This is a genomic window from Candidatus Thioglobus sp. NP1 (assembly GCF_003326015.1).
In the GTDB taxonomy this organism is placed as follows: domain Bacteria; phylum Pseudomonadota; class Gammaproteobacteria; order PS1; family Pseudothioglobaceae; genus Pseudothioglobus; species Pseudothioglobus singularis_A.
Map to the genome: position 1 here is coordinate 570,000 of NZ_CP023860.1, position 16,359 is coordinate 586,358.

A 16,359-nucleotide genomic window follows, 5' to 3' on the forward strand; every position below is an offset into this window, starting at 1 on the left:
GAGATTAAATAAATAAGCTCGTTTTAGGTTAGCTACTTATTGAGCCATCCAAGCTGCATAACGATCATTTATTGCTTGACCACTATCTGCCCAGAAATCAGGATTTGCAAGAATACCACCAGCCATATGCTCAGGAGTATTAGGCATGTGTTCCATAATGCTTACACCAGTATTGAACCATGGCTCACCTGCTTCCATAATATCAAGACCAGATGTACGCATAGGACCATAGTTAATCCATTTAGCTTGATCTGCTTGTGCCTGTGAACTAGAAGCATGTACTAAAAAGTGCATAGCTGCAGCTCGGTTTGGAGCACCTTTAAGAAGAACTAACCATTCCTCTTCAAGCACTTGTCCATCCCATACAGTAACGTAATCTGCACCATCATTTAGTACAGCACCACCGATACGACCGTTATAAGCTAGTGACATTGAAACTTCACCAGAATTAACTAAATCAAGTGGCTTTGAACCTGCAGACCAAAATACTACATGATCTTTGATTGTATCAAGTTTAGCAAAAGCACGATCTTGTCCTGCTTGAGTACCTAGTACATCATAGATATCCTCAATAGCAACACCGTCAGCATACAATGCCATCTCTGTTATTGCACTAGCCCAAGTGTGGATACCACGCTTGCCTGGGAACTTTTCTACGTCAAAGAAGTCTGCCATAGTTGCTGGTTGATCACCTGAGAATGCATCAGCCTTATGGAAAGGTACGTATGACCACCAAATTTGCGGAACTACGCAATCATTTGGAACAGGGACCATTGTATCATCATCCATCGATACTCCAGTAGGCGAAGGTAGGAACATGCTACGATCTAGCTCTTCAAAAAGACCTTCATCACAACCAATACGAGCATCAGATGCTAGTACGTCAACAATATCCCATTGAACGTTACCTGATTCAACTTGTGCACGAACCTCACCCAAGCCACCATTGTAACTGATCATATTTACATTACCACTTGAGTAAGTATCAACATAAGCTTTTTGTTGTGAAGCTGAATAGCCACCACCCCAAGAAACTAAAGTTACATCTGCTTGCACAGCACCAGCCAACATTGCTGTTGAAATAGCACTAGCTACCAGAGTTTTTGTTATTACATTTTTCATATATTTCTCCTAAAGTTAAATCTATACTCTATCCATCAAGAGCTAGACAGTCTTCCGACATCCAACCAATATCTACTTGCTTGCCTTGTTTAAGGTCAACATTATCGATTGAGTTTGGAATTTTGACGATAAAATCGTCGTGTCCACACACACTAAAGCGGGTGCGAATATGGTCGCCATGGTAGATCAACTCCTCTACCTTAGCAGAATATGTGTTTGGTGTTTTACCTTTTGAAGGTTTAACTATTATGCGTTCTGGTCGTAATGAAAGTGTGGCACGATCACCAACCTTATTAACATTCACCTGAGTTGCAATAACAATATCACCTGAATCAGTTTTTACAGTAGCTTTTCCAGCTTTGATTGCTTCAACAGTCCCCATTAGGCGGTTGTTTTCTCCAATAAAGTTTGCAACGAATGCATTTTCAGGTTTCTCATAAAGATCTTCTGGAGAGGAGCATTGAAGAACTACACCATCATCAAATACTGCAATTCGATTAGACATTGTTAGTGCTTCTGTTTGGTCATGGGTTACATAGACAACAGTTAATCCAAGACTCTCGTGTAGATGTTTAATTTCATATTGCATTTGCTCTCGTAGATTTTTATCAAGAGCACCAAGGGGCTCATCCATTAAAACTAAGTCAGGATCAAAGACAAGAGATCTGGCTACAGCAACTCTTTGTTGTTGACCACCAGATAATTGCATAGGCCTTCTATTTCCAAAATCTCCAAGTTGAACCATATCAAGAGCGCGCTTAACTTTTGCCTCTCTTTCAGTTTTACCAAATTTACGAACTTCCAGAGGGAATGCTAGATTCTCTGCAACTGTCATATGTGGGAATAATGCATAGTTCTGAAACACCATACCAATACCACGCTTATGTGGTGGAACATTATTTATTGGACTACCTTTGAGATAGATTGTACCATTTGTTGTCGGTTCAAAACCAGCAAGCATCATTAAACATGTCGTTTTACCTGAGCCTGAAGGACCTAGCATCGTAACAAACTCACCAGGAGCAACATCTAAGTTGAAATCTTTTACAACAAGAATTTCACCATCATAACTTTTTTGTACTTTTTCAAATTTTACTAGTGGTTCCGATTCACTCATAAATTAACTTTTTTAAAAAATAAATTTCAAAAAATGGCTTAAAACCACTCTTTTATTTGTTTCTATAGAAAAAAATCTTAGAATTTAAATAACATTAATATAAAAATTAAAGAGTTTAAATTGGACTTAAAATTACTATAGTACGTTTAATTCAAATTGAAATATACCATATAGTCTTGTTTTGGTGTTTCTAATGTTCATATTGCGAAATATAAAATATCATATTATGACTTAGTTAAATTTCTTATTAAAAAAGCAGTTGAAGCCTCTCTTGTATAAAATTGAAAATAATGTTTTTATAAAAAAACTATTAATTATATGAATGAATCTAAAGACCTTGATAATATTATTTCTCAATTAAAAAGTATTGTTGGAGAAAATAACTATATAGATGATGTTTTAAAAATGGAATCTTATTTGATTGATTGGCGTAAGCAGTATAAAGGACTATCACCTTTGATTTTAAAGCCACTTAATACCCAAATTATTTCAGAAATATTGACGCTATGTAATGAATACAATATAGGTGTTGTTCCCCAAGGTGGAAATACTGGTTTAGTTGGTGGCAGTATTCCTAGTGAATCAGGACTAGAAGTCGTTCTGAGTCTTGAGAAAATGAACAAAATTTTAGATATTGATACAATTAATTTCACAATGACACTTGAAGCTGGATGTATTTTATCTGAAGTTCAAGATGCTGCTTTAAAACAAGAGCGATTATTCCCACTTAGTCTAGCTGCTGAAGGGTCTTGTCAAATTGGTGGAAATTTATCTACTAATGCTGGTGGAACTGCTGTCTTAAATTATGGAAATGCGAAAGAGCTTGTTCTAGGTTTGGAGGTAGTATTAGCTGATGGCTCTATTATGTCGAGTTTAAGACGTCTAAGAAAAGACAATGCAGGTTATGACCTAAAACAACTTTTTCTTGGTAGTGAGGGAACCCTTGGTATCATAACTAAAGCAGTTATTAAGCTTTTTCCAGTTCCTATAAATAAGGTGACGTCAATTGTAGCAACTACTAATTTAGAATCATCAATTAAGCTTTTGGCTAAACTAAGAGAGCAAACTGGGGATACTATAAACGCCTTTGAATATTTTGATAGAGCATGTATTGATGCGCTAATTAATAAAGAAGGCATAAAAGATATTTTTGATAAAAAATATGAACACTATGTATTAGTTGAGCTTTCATCAAGTCAAAAAAATTCTGACCTCAATCTATTATTGGAAAATTCAATTGCTTTAGCAATAGAGGATAAAAATGTAAATGACGCAATAGTAGCTTCTAATGAAACTCAATCAGCACAATTTTGGAGCTTAAGAGAAACATTACCTGTAGTTTTAAAAAATATTGGTAAATACATTGTTTTTGATATATCAGTTCCAATTTCCTTATTGCCAAAACTAATAAGTGAATCAAAGAAAGTTTGCAACGAAATATGTAAGAACTCAAGTTCGATTATATTTGGGCATATTGGTGATGGAAATATTCATTACTATTTAATTAAGCCTGAAGATATGTCTGAAGCTAATTTTTTAGATATGAAGTCTAAAATTAAAAAATCTGTATACGATATTTTAGAAAAATTGGATGGTAGCTTTAGTGCTGAGCATGGAATTGGCTTAGCAAAGAAACAAGAGCTTAGAGATTATAGTTCTAATACTGAAATAGGATTGATGAGAGTTATCAAAAAATCACTTGACCCGAATAATATTATGAACCCAGGAAAAGTTATTTAAATATTTTTTATGGTGCCCGGAGCCGGAATCGAACCGGCACGGCCGTTAAAGCCGCAGGATTTTAAGTCCTGTGTGTCTACCAATTTCACCATCCGGGCGAAGAGGAATTAAGAACGGGAAATTATATACTATGGATTATAATTTTTTTATAAATTCCTTATTATTAAAAACTTAAGAATTATTAAAATCTATCTTTAAGCCATTTAATAAATTGTTCTGTAGTTTTATCACGGTTAATTTCATTTAGACTTTCATGACGTGTTCTTTCTAAAATTTTGCAAGTCACATCTGAGAGTCCATTATTTTTAAGTTTTAATGCTAGTTTTTCCATGTCACTTCCATTTATAGTGCATGGATCATCAGACCCACCTATAATATGAACTGGAAGATTCTTTGGTAATTTTTTTAAGTTATTTTTATTTCCTGCATAAAAAACACCATCTAAGACATCTCGCCACATTGATATTGATACTTCAAAGCCACAAAGGGGATCATCAACGTACAAATCAACCTCTTTTTCATCCTGAGATAGCCAGTCATATTTAGTACGATTTGGCTTAAACTTAAGATTCCAAGCTTCAAAAGAGAGTTTCCAGGCTATAAGACTTGGAAGGTTTTGATTTCGAAGAAAACCTTCTATAGCTAATATTAATCTTGATAGTTTAGGTAGAGGTCCAGTTTCAATTCCACTATTCCAGCATGCTAATGCATTCAACTGATTTGGATACTTTAACGCATAGTTTAAATTAATGATTGAGCCTAAAGAGTGTCCAAAGCAAATTATTGGTTTATTTGGAAGTCTATCTTTAATAAGATTTATAATCTCATTTTGGTCTTTTAGAACCATATTAAAGCCATCAGATTTAGCAAATACACCCTGAGGTGCATCACTTGCGACTGTTTTTCCATGCCCTCTCATATCATGTGTGAAAAAAGCAAATCCAGCGGCATTTAATTCCAATGCAAATCGAGAATAACGTAAAGAGTGTTCTGCCATGCCATGAGTAACATGAACTACACCCCTTATATCATTTGCTGGTAATAGGCTGTACAAATTAATTTGTGAACCAGTAGGGCTCTCATAACTCTCTCTTTGCATAAAATTAATAAATTTATTACTTAAACTTCTTTTTAATAATATAGTAGCTCATTTAGTAAATAATAATAAATAAAAATTATTAATGATGTAATTAAAGCTTTGATGCAGAAAGATAAATTATTTATGTAAAATTTATCTTTTAATGAGTTCAAAATTTCGAGGTGATTCCTTTGATTAAATTAGTATTAGTAATGCTTCTTGGGTGGGTAGGTTTTGCGCTTTTTAAAAAAATTTTAAATCCAGGGACTAGTCAAACTATGAATACCAAGTCAGGCGAAAAAATAGTTTTATGTTCTGTTTGTGATACCCATATTCCTGAGTCAGACGTAGTTATTAAAAATGGTAAAACTTTTTGCTCGAAAGAGCATTCGGAGCAAGAATAATGAAATTCCTATTTGATTTTGGACCTATTATTCTGTTCTTTGTTATTTATAAATACTTTGGCCTATATTCAGCTATTTATGCAATGATTGCAGCTACCTTTGTGCAGTTGATGTATGCAAGATTGTCCACAGGAAAGTTTGTAACTTCGCAAGTTCTTACTTTTATTTTATTAATAGTCTTTGGAGGTATCAGTATTGCCTTGAGGGATCCAGCATTTGTAATGTGGAAGGTTAGTGTTCTATACGTAATATTTGCTCTCGCTTTAATTGGTAGTAACTTTGTCGGTAGTAAAACGTTACTAGAGAGAATGATGGGAAAGGAGCTTGAACTTCCAAGGGCTATTTGGGTTCGCTTGACTTGGTTTTGGAGTTTTGGTTTTATTGCTATTGCAATCATAAATGCATACTTCGTTAATATTGCATTATCAACAAGACAACAATTTTTTGATAGTGGAATAGCTCTTGACCCAAAAATAGATTTGAGCAATTTTGATTGCTCTCAGGTTTTAGTTAAGAATCTTTGTTTAATAGCCCAAAAATCAGAATCAACCTGGGTAAATTTCAAATTGTTTGGCACTCTTGGTTTGACATTAGTTTTAATAGTAATTACGGTTTTGCTAATTAGTAAAAATATTAAAGAAAAACAGACTTAAATTCTTTATCTCATTCAATTGTATATTAAATCATTAACCCTCTTAACATTTGGAGTAGATTTTGTCTAATATAGGTGCTCTTGTTGCATATAAAGGGAAGCCGGCAAAGATTATTGCCTCAACTACTCATAAATATGAAATCAGTTTTTCTGACGGAGGCTCTCAAAAGGTTCGTGAAAAAGATTTTTATTTTATTCATCCAGAATTTTCAAATGTTACTAACCAGTTTGTGAATCCTGATACGAGTATTTTGAATGATCTTGAAGTTGACTCCCTCTCTCTTAAAGAAGTTACTGAATGGCTTTTTGAGGACTTTACTTGTCAGAATGCTTGGTGTGTTCATTTGATGGCTGAGGATAGTCTTTATTTTTATTGGAGTAAAGATTCAATAATGTTGAGGTCTCTTGATCAGATAACGGTTATTGAAAAGCAAAGAAATGATAAGGCTATCGAGAAAATAAGTTTAGAACAATGCGTTGATAATTTAAAGAAAAACACCTTTAAAAATGATGATCTTCCTTGGATAAAAGAAATTGAGCAGGTGGCACTTAATCAATCAAAACATACTAAAGTTTTAAGTGCATTATTAATTGATAATAATCCAGAAAATGCCCATCAATTACTTTTAAAAATTAAATATTGGTCTGAGTTGACTAATCCATATCCTGAACGCCATAAAATTTATATTGATGATGAGATGGATTTTAAGAATAATGAATTTGTTAGAGAGGACTTAACACACTTAATTTCCTTAGCAATTGATAACAGTGATTCGAGTGATGCTGATGATGCAATAAGTATTGAGGGAGATAGAGTCTGGATTCATATTGCAGATGTTGCAAATAGGGTTGATATTGAAAGTGAACTTGATATCTTTGCGCAGAAAAGGGCATCAAATTTATATCTTCCTGATCAAATTTTTCATATGCTTCCTTCAAATTTAGCTTCAATTTGCTCGTTAGGTCAAAGTGAAATCTCTGAAGCTCTTTCGATTGGTTTTAAAATTCATAATTGTGATATAACTGATATTAAAGTTTGTTTTAGTAATATTAAAGTTACTAAAATTAGTTATGATAATGCTGATATTGAGCTAAATGAAAATAAAGTATTATCTAAATTAAATGAAATTACCATTTCTCATAAAGCCTATAGAGATTCTAATGGTGCAATCAAGTTAGATCTTCCAAATGTTGATATTAGACTTAAAAATGGTTTAGTAAAGGTTATGCCTCAAGTTAGGAGTAAAAGCAGAGAATTAGTCTCAGAAATGATGGTTATAGCTGGGAGAGTAATTGCACAATTTTCAATTGAAAATAATATTGCAATGCCTTATTTATCTCAAGAAGTTGGTAATTTTAGTGATGAAATAATTAATAATAAAGCTAATTTAAGCGCTGCTAAAGCTTATCAAGCAAGTAGAAGTTTTAATAGATCTAAAATTTCAACAGGGCCAAGTTTACATGCTGGGCTTGGTTTGTCTTCATATATTAGGGTAACTAGCCCAATGAGGCGTTATCTTGATATGGTTGTTCAGCAACAGTTATTTAGATTTATTAATAATTTACCAACTTTAGATGACTTAAAAATAAAGGCGAGAATAAAATCAGTAAATGTGGTGATGTCTAAGGTCAATAAAGCAACGCGTCAAAGTATTGAGCATTTTAAATGCTTATATTTGAAGCAAAATAAAGATTGGAATGGTGAGGGAATTATTGTTGAGATTAGAGGAGATAAAGCTTTAGTTATTATTCCAAAACTAGCAATGATGTCTCAAATTAAATTTAAATCAAAAATTGAGCTTGATGATGAAGTTAAATTAAAGGTAAGTTCAATTAATCTTTCAGAAAGATTAATTGAATTCAAGCCACTCTAGATCATCACTTAATTTAATCCCATTCCCTTTATTGTGCCTCCAATCGCCTAAGACATATCTAGTAAAGTGATCCATAGAGTGGGTATTTTGCATATGAGTATGTCCATGAATTAAATCAAAGCCCTGATATTTTTCCATTAAGTTATTCACAGCTAATTGATTCACATCCATAATTTTCACAGATTTATAGCTTTGTGCCTCAATACTTCTCTTACGAAGTTGACCTGTTAACTTCAGTCGGAAACTCTTTGGTAAATTAAGAAAGATAAATTTAATTATTGGGTTTCTCAGAACTGTTTTTAATTTTTGGTAGTTTATGTCATCTGTACAAAGACTATCTCCATGAATAAGAAGGTATTTCTTTGAATTGTGATCAAGTTCATATGGTTCTTTGATTATTTTACAATCAGTTTCAGCTTCAAATTTTTGTGAAAGAAGAAAATCACGATTTCCAACCATTACATATACTTTTGTTTGTTTCGTTAATTTTTTTAACGAAGAAATAATTGCTTTATAACTTTTAATTGAGACATCATCTCCAATCCAAGTGTTAAATAAATCTCCTAAAATAAATAACTGGTCAACTTTTGATGCATGATTTTCACAAAACTTACTAAAAAAAATAATTTTGTCTTCCTCAACATCTGTGAGGTGCAGATCAGAGATTATTAATGTTGATAACATTTTTATTATTTTAAATAAATATCCAGCTTGAAAAAATTACATTTTAATAAAGGCTTTATTAATAATAACAGCTTCTCCAGGAACATCAGAGTGACCACCAAGATTGATTGTCTCAACTTTTTCAATTTTATCAACAACGTCTTGACCAGCAACAACCTCACCAAATACACAGTAACCCCAACTATCCTGTCCAGGAAAATCTAGAAATTGATTGTCATTTACATTAATGAAAAATTGAGAGCTTGCAGAGTGAGGAGCCATAGTTCTTGCCATTGCAAGACTATACTTAACGTTCTTTAGGCCATTTTTAGCTTCATTTTCAATATTTGCTTTCGTGGGTTTTTGCTGCATGTCTTCAGTCATGCCCCCGCCTTGCACCATAAAGCCAGGAATTACCCTATGGAAGATGGTTCCATCAAAAAAACCATCTTCCACATAATCAGTGAAGTTTTTTGCAGTAATTGGCGCTCTTTCAGCATCGACAGTAATGTGAATTTCACCCATATTTGTTTCTAAAATAATCATGTTTAATCTCGGTCTATTTAAAAGAGAGAATTATAACTTATTTCATTAACACTTCTTTCATTAAGAGCAACGTTCAAGTATAATTCAACACTTTTTAACAATCACATTAGGATTTGTTATGTACGCAGTTATTAAAACAGGTGGAAAACAATACAGAGTTTCTGAGGGTGAAACCCTTAAGGTTGAGAAGCTTGAAGTTGAGCCTGGGAAGAAAGTAACCTTTGATGAGGTACTAATGGTTGCCGATGGAGATAAAGTTCAAGTTGGTTCTCCACTTGTTGCTAAGGCAAGTGTTGAAGCTAAAGTAGTTTCTCAAGGTAAAGGTAAAAAAGTACATATTTTAAAATTTAGAAGACGCAAGCACTCAATGAAACAACAAGGACATCGTCAGTTATTTACTGAAATTCAAATTGATAAAATTAAGGCATAAGGGGTAATCTATGGCACATAAAAAAGCAGGCGGTAGTACTAATAATGGAAGAGATTCCGTATCTAAAAGACTCGGTGTAAAGCGTTTTGGCGGTCAAGTAGTATTAGCTGGTAATATCCTTGTACGTCAGAGAGGAACTAAATTTCATCCAGGGACTAACGTTAAGAAAGGTAAAGACGATACTTTGTTTGCAGTTGCGGACGGAAAAGTACAGTTTGAAAAGAAGGGTAAATTCAATCGTCAATACGTTTCAATCCAGACAGCTTAGTAATCTATCTATATATATTTTAAAAAGCGCCTTCTGGCGCTTTTTTATTATTAATCTCATTTATAATTAGTATTTATATGAAATATTCAATCGTTTTTCCAGGGCAAGGCTCTCAATCTCAAGGCATGATGTCTAATCTTCGAAGTAATTTCTCAGTTGTTAATGAGATTTTTCAAGAGGCAAGTGACGCAATCAATTTAGATCTATGGAAGATTGTTAATGAGGATCAAGAACTATTAAACCTTACTGAGATCACTCAGCCAGTAATGCTGGCAGCCGGCTATGCAACATATAGAGTTTTAGCAAGCGAAGTTAATTTATCGCCTATCTCTATTGCTGGGCACAGCCTAGGTGAATATACGGCGCTTGTGGCTTCTGGTTCTTTAAGTTTTTTTGATGCGGTTCAATTAGTGAGAAAAAGGGCTGAACTCATGCAAGTGGCAGTGCCAAGCGGCTCAGGTTCTATGGCCGCTATACTCGGACTTGGTGATACAAGAGTGATTGAGATATGCCTTAAAGCTAGCGATAAAGGGGTTGTTGAAGCTGTGAACTTTAACTCACCAGGTCAAGTAGTTATTGCGGGAGAAAAAGACGCAGTAGCTCATGCATGTGAGTTAATGAAAGAGGCTGGAGCAAAAAGGGCATTGGTTCTCCCGGTAAGCGTTCCATCACACTGCTCACTCATGAAAGACGCCGCAAAGGAATATAAGTACTCGGTTGATAATATTAATTTTCAAATGGGGAGTGAAAAAGTCCTCCATAATGTTGATGCAGATTATTCAAGTAATATTGATGAGATAAAATCAAAATTAGTTGAACAGCTTTATAAGCCAGTTCTTTGGACATCAACAGTTCAAAAAATGAAAGAATCAGGCGTAGAAAAGTTAATTGATGCTGGCCCTGGGAAAGTATTGGCTGGTCTTACAAGGCGCATTGATAAGTCTTTGAGTGGTTCGGCTATAATAGACACAACTTCATTAAGATCTACAATTGAGGAGATATCAAATGCTTAACGAAAAATTAGTATTAGTTACTGGCGCAAGTAGGGGTATAGGCCAAGCGATAGCTTTGACTTTAGGTAAATCTGGTGCTACAGTTATTGGAACGGCAACGAGTGAAGAGGGCGCCAATAAGATATCTAAAATATTTTCTGAAAACAATATCCTTGGTAAAGGCATGATGCTTAATGTAACCGATAATGACCAAATTTCTGAGCTATTAAAGAGTATCACTGCAGAATACGGATCTGTAGATATTTTGGTTAATAATGCTGGAATTACGAGAGACAATATCTTAGTTCGAATGAAAGAGGATGAGTGGGATGATATTATAAATACCAACCTTTCTTCTGTCTATAGGATGTCAAAGGCTGTGCTAAGGGGTATGATTAAAAAAAGGTCTGGACGAATTATCTCTATTACTTCAGTTGTCGGCGCTATGGGGAACGCAGGCCAGTCAAACTATGCTGCTGCAAAGGCTGGGATTATGGGCTTTACTAAATCGTTGGCGAGAGAAGTTGGCGTTAGAGGTATTACCGTTAATGCAATAGCCCCTGGCTTTATACAAACAGATATGACTGACAAGCTTCCCGAAGACCAAAAAGTAGCACTAGCCTCTCAGATCCCTATGGCCAGATTAGGAACAGTTGACGAAATAGCTCAGTCGGTATTGTTTCTTGCTAGTGAGAGCGGTTCGTATATTACGGCCCAAACATTGCATGTTAACGGAGGCATGTATACAGTTTAATAAATTCAAAGATAGTTTTTCTTATAAGTTAAAAAATTATCTTCGTAATTTAAAAAATGTATGAAGTATCTGACTACAATCATGTTGTAAGATACCTCCAGTAATATTAATTTGATGTTTAAAACAATTTAAGTTTCTTAAATCTGTGGATGATCCGCAGACTCCTGTTTTGGGGTCATGAGCTCCATAGACAATACGATCAATTCTGGCATGTACCATCGCTCCAAAACACATTGCACATGGCTCTAGTGTTACATACAGTGAGGTGTTAGTTAGTCGATAGTTTGCTAGTTTTTTTCCTGCAATCCTTAACAATTGAATTTCAGCATGAGCCGTTGGGTCATTTGTTGATATCGGTTGGTTGTGGGCTTTTGCAACAAGAAGCCCGTCTTTAACTAAGACTGCTCCTACCGGAACCTCACCATGCTCTTCAGCTTTTTTGGCTTGTTCGACTGCAAGAGTCATCCATTTTTCATCTTCATTCATAGGTTAATTTTAACAAAGAGTTAATTGCCTTATAGCCAGTTTCCTGCTGAGGCTAATTTGAAGGCAATAGTAAACATAATTAGCGCTATTAGGCCGTCCAAAATTCTCCAAGACGATGGGCGCTGCATTATTGGCTGTAATAATCTTGCACCATAAGCAAGGCTGAAGAAAAAAACGAAGCTAGATAGGCAGGCGCCTAATGCAAATGCAATTCTATAATATCCATAAAACTGTTGAGATATAGATCCAATAAGAACCATGGTATCAAGATATACATGTGGGTTTGCAAAAGTTAAAATTGCAGCAATTGAAATAGTAGGTATGAGGCCTTTTGATTTTGATGCGTCAATTTCAATCTTTGTATCTGCTTTAAAGACTGCCTTTAATCTGAGAACTCCATAACCTGCTAACCAAAGAGCAGAAAAACCAAAAAGGAAGTTCGATATCTGGTTAATGATATTATTTAAGAAGAGTGATATTCCAGCTACCCCAATACTAATGAGTAGTGCATCAGCAAGCGCACAAAATAAAGCCACATAAAAAACATGCTGACCAAGAATGCCCTGCCTTAAAACAAAAGAATTTTGGGCTCCTATAGCGACAATTAAAGAAAGTCCAAGAAAAAAACCTGTTAAAAAAGCTGGCAACATAATGGTTAATTAAGTTTGATAGAATTAGGGGCTAACTTTGTAAAAAGATTCAAAATGCATTTCTCTGTCATTTTTTAGCATTCCAATAGTTTCATCCATAAATTTATTTCTATCAGTTCTTATTTTAAATGCCCATATACAAACAGTATCATTACTGTGATAAATCGCTTTTAATTCGTCATCAATATTGCATATTTCTTGAGGTATTTATGTCTTAATGCAAACCATATCTACTCCCACTCAATGGTGACACTCTTGTAACTTATTGATTTAACAATACTTTTGAAATACTTAGTACCGATTTCATACCTAAATGAGGTAGCAAAGTTAATTAAATCATCAGCTATATTCATAATTCATCAATCCTCATACAGACTTTGTACTAATTTTCATTGAATTTTACATTGCATTTGTGTTCTGTAGAATCAACTCATAGTTCAAAAAGGTCTAATTTGAAAAAAAAGGATTGACACTAATTGAGTTACTCATCGAAGTTGCAATCATTGGTATTCCTATGTATAAATATAATTCATAGGATTAAAGGTAGAACTGATCAGAATATCATTTTGCTATCACCATTAACGAAGCGCCACCAATTAAAGTTGACATGAGATTCGGTGAAATAGCGAATAGCAATTTACGAGGAAAATTAAGTAACTTTGTCTTAAAAGATTTCTCTGGGGAGTTTATTAAACTTAGAGTAAACATTGTATCTATAATTTCATAACCACAATCTTTCAAAGTTTCTATAGCAGTTTCCGGGGAAAAGTAATGCAAATGCCCTACTTGATCTCTACTATATATTAATCTTTTCCGAATTAAAGAACTTACTGACAAATCTAAAGGAATGTGAAATATCTTGTACTTTCCTTTATGCCTTAGTTTTTTTAAGAAGCCCATATAGTTTTCGACGTGCTCAAAAACATCAATACATAAAACTACATCATATGTAATGTCTTTATTTAATAAATCCTCGAGGTAAAACTTAAGGTTTTCTGACTCAAGTGGTAAACACAAATCAAATGCAGATTTACTTACTTCGTAACCACTGAAAGCTGTTGAAGTGAATTTTGGGTTGAATGAAAGTTGTTTAAGAATTTTACCAGCACCACAACCAATCTCACAGATTTTGCTAATATTTAATTTGTTACGAGAAATTATCTTATCAATTTGAGCTGCTTTCCAAGGGGAGTCATGAATATGATAAGTGTTATTTTTTTTAATATAACTTCCGTCATTATATCGTGAAGTAGGTGATAATCCATTGTCTGTGAAGTTTGACATAGTTTATTGATTAATTTTTTGAATAAAAGTTATTCTAACAAACTATATTTCAAAAAGAATTTAATTATAAATTTTTTTTACACTAAATTGGAAACTATGTTTCGATGGGACATCACTAATTGCTTGAGTAGTTTATGAAAGTGAGTAACAACATAAAGTTTGTACTTTAGTCTGTATATATAATTTTAATATATAGAGAAATTAAATAACTTATGAAAAAGTCTGGACCAAGTCTGCTTTTCGAAAACCCTTTCATGGTGGGGTTGCAGAGTTTCTAGTTACTCCCACTCAATAGTCGCACTTTTTACAACCCTTGCTGTGCTTGATCTGTAGAGTGCCGAATAATACTTTGACAGATCTTTGACACAACATTTAATGAGATTTGTAGTATTTTCGTTCATTCTAAGTCTCCTGTGTCAAACTTTGACACATTCTAGTCAGGGCAGTCCCCAATGATACACACACCATTTTGCCAAGTTTTCTCTGACTCTATATCACCATTCTCATACCAATCATACAACTTACCATCTAGTTTGCCATCTTTGTAATTTCTCTGCGACGATTTCTGACCATTCGCATACCAGTAAAGCCAAGTGCCATCATTCTTACCGTCTTTGAGATTCTCCTCTGACTTTTGCTGACCATCTTCATACCAATCATACAACCTGCCATCTAGTTTGCCATCTTTGTAATTTCTCTCTGACGATTTCTGACCATTCGCATACCAGTAAAGCCAAGTGCCATCATTCTTACCGTCTTTGAGATTCTCCTCTGACTTTTGCTGACCATCTTCATACCAATCATACAACCTGCCATCTAGTTTGCCATCTTTGTAATTTCTCTGCGACGATTTCTGACCATTCGCATACCAGTAAAGCCAAGTGCCATCATTCTTACCGTCTTTGAGATTCTCCTCTGACTTTTGCTGACCATCTTCATACCAATCATACAACCTGCCATCTAGTTTGCCATCTTTGTAATTTCTCTGCGACGATTTCTTACCATTCGCATGCCAGTAAAGCCAAGTACCATCCTCCTTACCGTCTTTGAGATTCTCCTCTGACTTTTGCTGACCATCTTCATACCAATCATACAACCTGCCATCTAGTTTGCCATCTTTGTAATTTCTCTCTGACGATTTCTGACCATTAGCATGCCAGTAAAGCCAAGTGCCATCCTTCTTACCGTCTTTGAGATTCTCCTCTGACTTTTGCTGACCATCTTCATACCAATCATACAACCTGCCATCTAGTTTGCCATCTTTGTAATTTCTCTGCGACGATTTCTGACCATTCGCATGCCAGTAAAGCCAAGTGCCATCCTTCTTACCGTCTTTGAGATTCTCCTCTGACTTTTGCTGACCATCTTCATACCAATCATACAACCTGCCATCTAGTTTGCCATCTTTGTAATTTCTCTCTGACGATTTCTTACCATTAGCATGCCAGTAAAGCCAAGTGCCATCCTCCTTGCCGTCTTTGAGATTCTCCTCTGACTTTTGCTGACCATTCTCATACCAATCATACAACTTACCATCTAGTTTGCTATCTTTGTAATTTCTCTCTGAAGATTTCTGACCATTCGCATACCAGTAAACCCAAGTGCCATCCTTCTTACCGTCTTTGAGATTCTCCTCTGAATTTTGCTGACCATTCTCATACCAATCATACTGCTTACCATCTAGTTTGCTATCTTTGTAATTTCTCTCTGAAGATTTCTGACCATTCGCATGCCAGTAAACCCAAGTGCCATCCTTCTTACCGTCTTTGAGATTCTCCTCTGACTTTTGCTGACCATTCTCATACCAATCATACTGCTTACCATCTAGTTTGCTATCTTTGTAATTTCTCTGCGACGATTTCTGACCATTCGCATACCAGTAATCCCTTGTACCATCCTCCTTACCGTCTTTGAGATTTTCCTCTGACGTTTTCGCACCATTCCCTTTCCAATAAGTCCATTCACCTTCTTTCTTGCCATCTTTAACTTTTCCCTCTGATTTATTTAGACCATTTTCATATTTACATAAGTTATTACCAGTAAATGGTTTAGTTTTATTTGTAAGGTAAATAAGACCATCTCTTTTTATAGTATCTGTATCAACACAAACAGTAGTATCCTCAAAAAAACCAAACAGACCATAAAAATAAAATGAAATTAGTAGCGAGAAGAGAAGTACGAGTAGTTTTTTCATAATAGAGTCTTTTTGAACTAGAAGTGAATTCTACCTCTGAAGTTCTTCAAAAGTATAGTGATTAACATAGAACTTATGAAACTCAGTAATGTCAAAAGTTTGACA

20 protein-coding genes and 1 tRNA gene are annotated in these 16,359 nt (G+C 34.5%); 9 read left to right on the forward strand and 12 right to left on the reverse strand.

Annotated elements, in window-relative coordinates:
- Positions 1 to 36: 36 nt before the first annotated feature.
- Complete coding sequence (locus CRN91_RS02950; RefSeq protein ID WP_114114957.1) at positions 37 to 1,122, reverse strand: extracellular solute-binding protein; 1,086 nt, start codon at positions 1,120 to 1,122, stop codon at positions 37 to 39.
- A gap of 28 nt (positions 1,123 to 1,150) precedes the next feature.
- Positions 1,151 to 2,239 carry an ABC transporter ATP-binding protein gene (locus CRN91_RS02955; RefSeq protein ID WP_114114958.1) on the reverse strand — a complete coding sequence of 363 codons (1,089 nt, stop codon included), beginning with the start codon at positions 2,237 to 2,239 and terminating at the stop codon, positions 1,151 to 1,153.
- 318 nt (positions 2,240 to 2,557) lie between these two features.
- On the opposite strand from CRN91_RS02955, the gene CRN91_RS02960 reads away from it, so the two are divergent.
- Positions 2,558 to 3,979: an FAD-binding oxidoreductase gene (locus CRN91_RS02960; RefSeq protein WP_114114959.1), complete on the forward strand. Its 1,422-nt coding sequence runs from the start codon at positions 2,558 to 2,560 to the stop codon at positions 3,977 to 3,979.
- Between the two features lie 10 nt (positions 3,980 to 3,989).
- On the opposite strand, the gene CRN91_RS02965 is transcribed toward CRN91_RS02960, so the two are convergent.
- Both CRN91_RS02965 and CRN91_RS02970 read right to left on the reverse strand, forming a co-directional pair.
- Positions 3,990 to 4,077, reverse strand: a tRNA-Leu gene (locus CRN91_RS02965).
- Positions 4,078 to 4,160: 83 nt separating this feature from the next.
- Positions 4,161 to 5,078: an alpha/beta fold hydrolase gene (locus CRN91_RS02970; RefSeq protein WP_114114960.1), complete on the reverse strand. Its 918-nt coding sequence runs from the start codon at positions 5,076 to 5,078 to the stop codon at positions 4,161 to 4,163.
- Positions 5,079 to 5,248: 170 nt separating this feature from the next.
- Between CRN91_RS02970 and CRN91_RS02975 the strand changes: the two genes are divergently transcribed.
- The 3 genes from CRN91_RS02975 (at position 5,249) to CRN91_RS02985 (ending at position 7,987) form a co-directional block, all read left to right on the forward strand.
- Positions 5,249 to 5,461, forward strand: coding sequence for a PP0621 family protein (locus tag CRN91_RS02975; protein WP_254424964.1), 213 nt, complete (start codon positions 5,249 to 5,251; stop codon positions 5,459 to 5,461).
- Positions 5,461 to 6,114, forward strand: a complete 654-nt coding sequence (locus tag CRN91_RS02980) for an inner membrane-spanning protein YciB (protein WP_114114962.1) — start codon at positions 5,461 to 5,463, stop codon at positions 6,112 to 6,114. Before CRN91_RS02975 ends, CRN91_RS02980 begins: the two co-directional genes overlap by 1 nt.
- Before the next feature lie 61 nt (positions 6,115 to 6,175).
- Positions 6,176 to 7,987 carry a ribonuclease catalytic domain-containing protein gene (locus CRN91_RS02985; RefSeq protein WP_114114963.1) on the forward strand — a complete coding sequence of 604 codons (1,812 nt, stop codon included), beginning with the start codon at positions 6,176 to 6,178 and terminating at the stop codon, positions 7,985 to 7,987.
- On the opposite strand, the gene CRN91_RS02990 is transcribed toward CRN91_RS02985, so the two are convergent.
- Positions 7,964 to 8,671 carry a UDP-2,3-diacylglucosamine diphosphatase gene (locus tag CRN91_RS02990; RefSeq protein WP_114114964.1) on the reverse strand — a complete coding sequence of 236 codons (708 nt, stop codon included), beginning with the start codon at positions 8,669 to 8,671 and terminating at the stop codon, positions 7,964 to 7,966. The two genes, CRN91_RS02985 and CRN91_RS02990, sit on opposite strands and share 24 nt — an antisense overlap.
- A gap of 36 nt (positions 8,672 to 8,707) precedes the next feature.
- Positions 8,708 to 9,196 (reverse strand): peptidylprolyl isomerase, encoded by a 489-nt coding sequence (locus tag CRN91_RS02995; RefSeq protein WP_114114965.1) that lies wholly within the window; start codon positions 9,194 to 9,196, stop codon positions 8,708 to 8,710.
- 118 nt (positions 9,197 to 9,314) lie between these two features.
- Here CRN91_RS02995 and rplU point away from each other — a divergent pair, with 118 nt between their 5' ends.
- The 4 genes from rplU to fabG all read left to right on the forward strand — a co-directional run bounded on the left by rplU (position 9,315) and on the right by fabG (position 11,640).
- Positions 9,315 to 9,626: a 50S ribosomal protein L21 gene (rplU, locus tag CRN91_RS03000; RefSeq protein ID WP_114114966.1), complete on the forward strand. Its 312-nt coding sequence runs from the start codon at positions 9,315 to 9,317 to the stop codon at positions 9,624 to 9,626.
- A 10-nt stretch (positions 9,627 to 9,636) separates the two neighbouring features.
- Positions 9,637 to 9,894 (forward strand): 50S ribosomal protein L27, encoded by a 258-nt coding sequence (gene rpmA, locus CRN91_RS03005; protein ID WP_114114967.1) that lies wholly within the window; start codon positions 9,637 to 9,639, stop codon positions 9,892 to 9,894.
- A gap of 77 nt (positions 9,895 to 9,971) precedes the next feature.
- Positions 9,972 to 10,907: an ACP S-malonyltransferase gene (fabD, locus tag CRN91_RS03010; protein ID WP_114114968.1), complete on the forward strand. Its 936-nt coding sequence runs from the start codon at positions 9,972 to 9,974 to the stop codon at positions 10,905 to 10,907.
- A complete protein-coding gene (gene fabG, locus CRN91_RS03015; RefSeq protein WP_114114969.1) occupies positions 10,900 to 11,640 on the forward strand; it encodes a 3-oxoacyl-ACP reductase FabG in 741 nt (246 codons plus the stop codon). The genes fabD and fabG overlap by 8 nt, the downstream gene beginning before the upstream one ends.
- Before the next feature lie 36 nt (positions 11,641 to 11,676).
- Here the strand turns inward: fabG and tadA are convergent, their stop codons facing one another.
- The 3 genes from tadA to CRN91_RS08705 form a co-directional block, all read right to left on the reverse strand.
- Positions 11,677 to 12,126 carry a tRNA adenosine(34) deaminase TadA gene (gene tadA, locus CRN91_RS03020; protein WP_114114970.1) on the reverse strand — a complete coding sequence of 150 codons (450 nt, stop codon included), beginning with the start codon at positions 12,124 to 12,126 and terminating at the stop codon, positions 11,677 to 11,679.
- 29 nt (positions 12,127 to 12,155) lie between these two features.
- Positions 12,156 to 12,776, reverse strand: a complete 621-nt coding sequence (locus CRN91_RS03025) for a LysE/ArgO family amino acid transporter (protein ID WP_114114971.1) — start codon at positions 12,774 to 12,776, stop codon at positions 12,156 to 12,158.
- Between the two features lie 230 nt (positions 12,777 to 13,006).
- The gene (locus CRN91_RS08705; RefSeq protein ID WP_256372114.1) at positions 13,007 to 13,129 is read right to left on the reverse strand and encodes a hypothetical protein; all 123 of its coding nucleotides are present in this window, start codon (positions 13,127 to 13,129) and stop codon (positions 13,007 to 13,009) included.
- A gap of 113 nt (positions 13,130 to 13,242) precedes the next feature.
- On the opposite strand from CRN91_RS08705, the gene CRN91_RS08745 reads away from it, so the two are divergent.
- Complete coding sequence (locus CRN91_RS08745; protein WP_114116056.1) at positions 13,243 to 13,311, forward strand: hypothetical protein; 69 nt, start codon at positions 13,243 to 13,245, stop codon at positions 13,309 to 13,311.
- Positions 13,312 to 13,337: 26 nt separating this feature from the next.
- On the opposite strand, the gene CRN91_RS03040 is transcribed toward CRN91_RS08745, so the two are convergent.
- From CRN91_RS03040 to CRN91_RS03045, 3 genes are all read right to left on the reverse strand, one after another.
- Entirely contained in the window at positions 13,338 to 14,060 is a 723-nt protein-coding gene (locus CRN91_RS03040) for a methyltransferase domain-containing protein (protein ID WP_114114972.1), read from the reverse strand.
- A gap of 278 nt (positions 14,061 to 14,338) precedes the next feature.
- On the reverse strand, positions 14,339 to 14,461 hold the full coding sequence (locus CRN91_RS08710) for a hypothetical protein (RefSeq protein ID WP_256372115.1): 123 nt from the start codon (positions 14,459 to 14,461) through the stop codon (positions 14,339 to 14,341).
- A gap of 32 nt (positions 14,462 to 14,493) precedes the next feature.
- Positions 14,494 to 16,254: a toxin-antitoxin system YwqK family antitoxin gene (locus tag CRN91_RS03045; RefSeq protein ID WP_114114973.1), complete on the reverse strand. Its 1,761-nt coding sequence runs from the start codon at positions 16,252 to 16,254 to the stop codon at positions 14,494 to 14,496.
- Positions 16,255 to 16,359: the final 105 nt, after the last annotated feature.

Coding starts and splice junctions, on each gene's coding strand:
- CRN91_RS02950 (WP_114114957.1), bottom strand. CDS start 1,122: ATGAAAAATGTAATAACAAAAACTCTGGTAGCTAGTGCTATTTCAACA.
- CRN91_RS02955 (WP_114114958.1), bottom strand. CDS start 2,239: ATGAGTGAATCGGAACCACTAGTAAAATTTGAAAAAGTACAAAAAAGT.
- CRN91_RS02960 (WP_114114959.1), top strand. CDS start 2,558: ATGAATGAATCTAAAGACCTTGATAATATTATTTCTCAATTAAAAAGT.
- CRN91_RS02970 (WP_114114960.1), bottom strand. CDS start 5,078: ATGCAAAGAGAGAGTTATGAGAGCCCTACTGGTTCACAAATTAATTTG.
- CRN91_RS02980 (WP_114114962.1), top strand. CDS start 5,461: ATGAAATTCCTATTTGATTTTGGACCTATTATTCTGTTCTTTGTTATT.
- CRN91_RS02990 (WP_114114964.1), bottom strand. CDS start 8,671: ATGTTATCAACATTAATAATCTCTGATCTGCACCTCACAGATGTTGAG.
- CRN91_RS02995 (WP_114114965.1), bottom strand. CDS start 9,196: ATGATTATTTTAGAAACAAATATGGGTGAAATTCACATTACTGTCGAT.
- rplU (WP_114114966.1), top strand. CDS start 9,315: ATGTACGCAGTTATTAAAACAGGTGGAAAACAATACAGAGTTTCTGAG.
- rpmA (WP_114114967.1), top strand. CDS start 9,637: ATGGCACATAAAAAAGCAGGCGGTAGTACTAATAATGGAAGAGATTCC.
- fabD (WP_114114968.1), top strand. CDS start 9,972: ATGAAATATTCAATCGTTTTTCCAGGGCAAGGCTCTCAATCTCAAGGC.
- fabG (WP_114114969.1), top strand. CDS start 10,900: ATGCTTAACGAAAAATTAGTATTAGTTACTGGCGCAAGTAGGGGTATA.
- tadA (WP_114114970.1), bottom strand. CDS start 12,126: ATGAATGAAGATGAAAAATGGATGACTCTTGCAGTCGAACAAGCCAAA.
- CRN91_RS03025 (WP_114114971.1), bottom strand. CDS start 12,776: ATGTTGCCAGCTTTTTTAACAGGTTTTTTTCTTGGACTTTCTTTAATT.
- CRN91_RS08705 (WP_256372114.1), bottom strand. CDS start 13,129: ATGAATATAGCTGATGATTTAATTAACTTTGCTACCTCATTTAGGTAT.
- CRN91_RS03040 (WP_114114972.1), bottom strand. CDS start 14,060: ATGTCAAACTTCACAGACAATGGATTATCACCTACTTCACGATATAAT.
- CRN91_RS08710 (WP_256372115.1), bottom strand. CDS start 14,461: ATGAACGAAAATACTACAAATCTCATTAAATGTTGTGTCAAAGATCTG.
- CRN91_RS03045 (WP_114114973.1), bottom strand. CDS start 16,254: ATGAAAAAACTACTCGTACTTCTCTTCTCGCTACTAATTTCATTTTAT.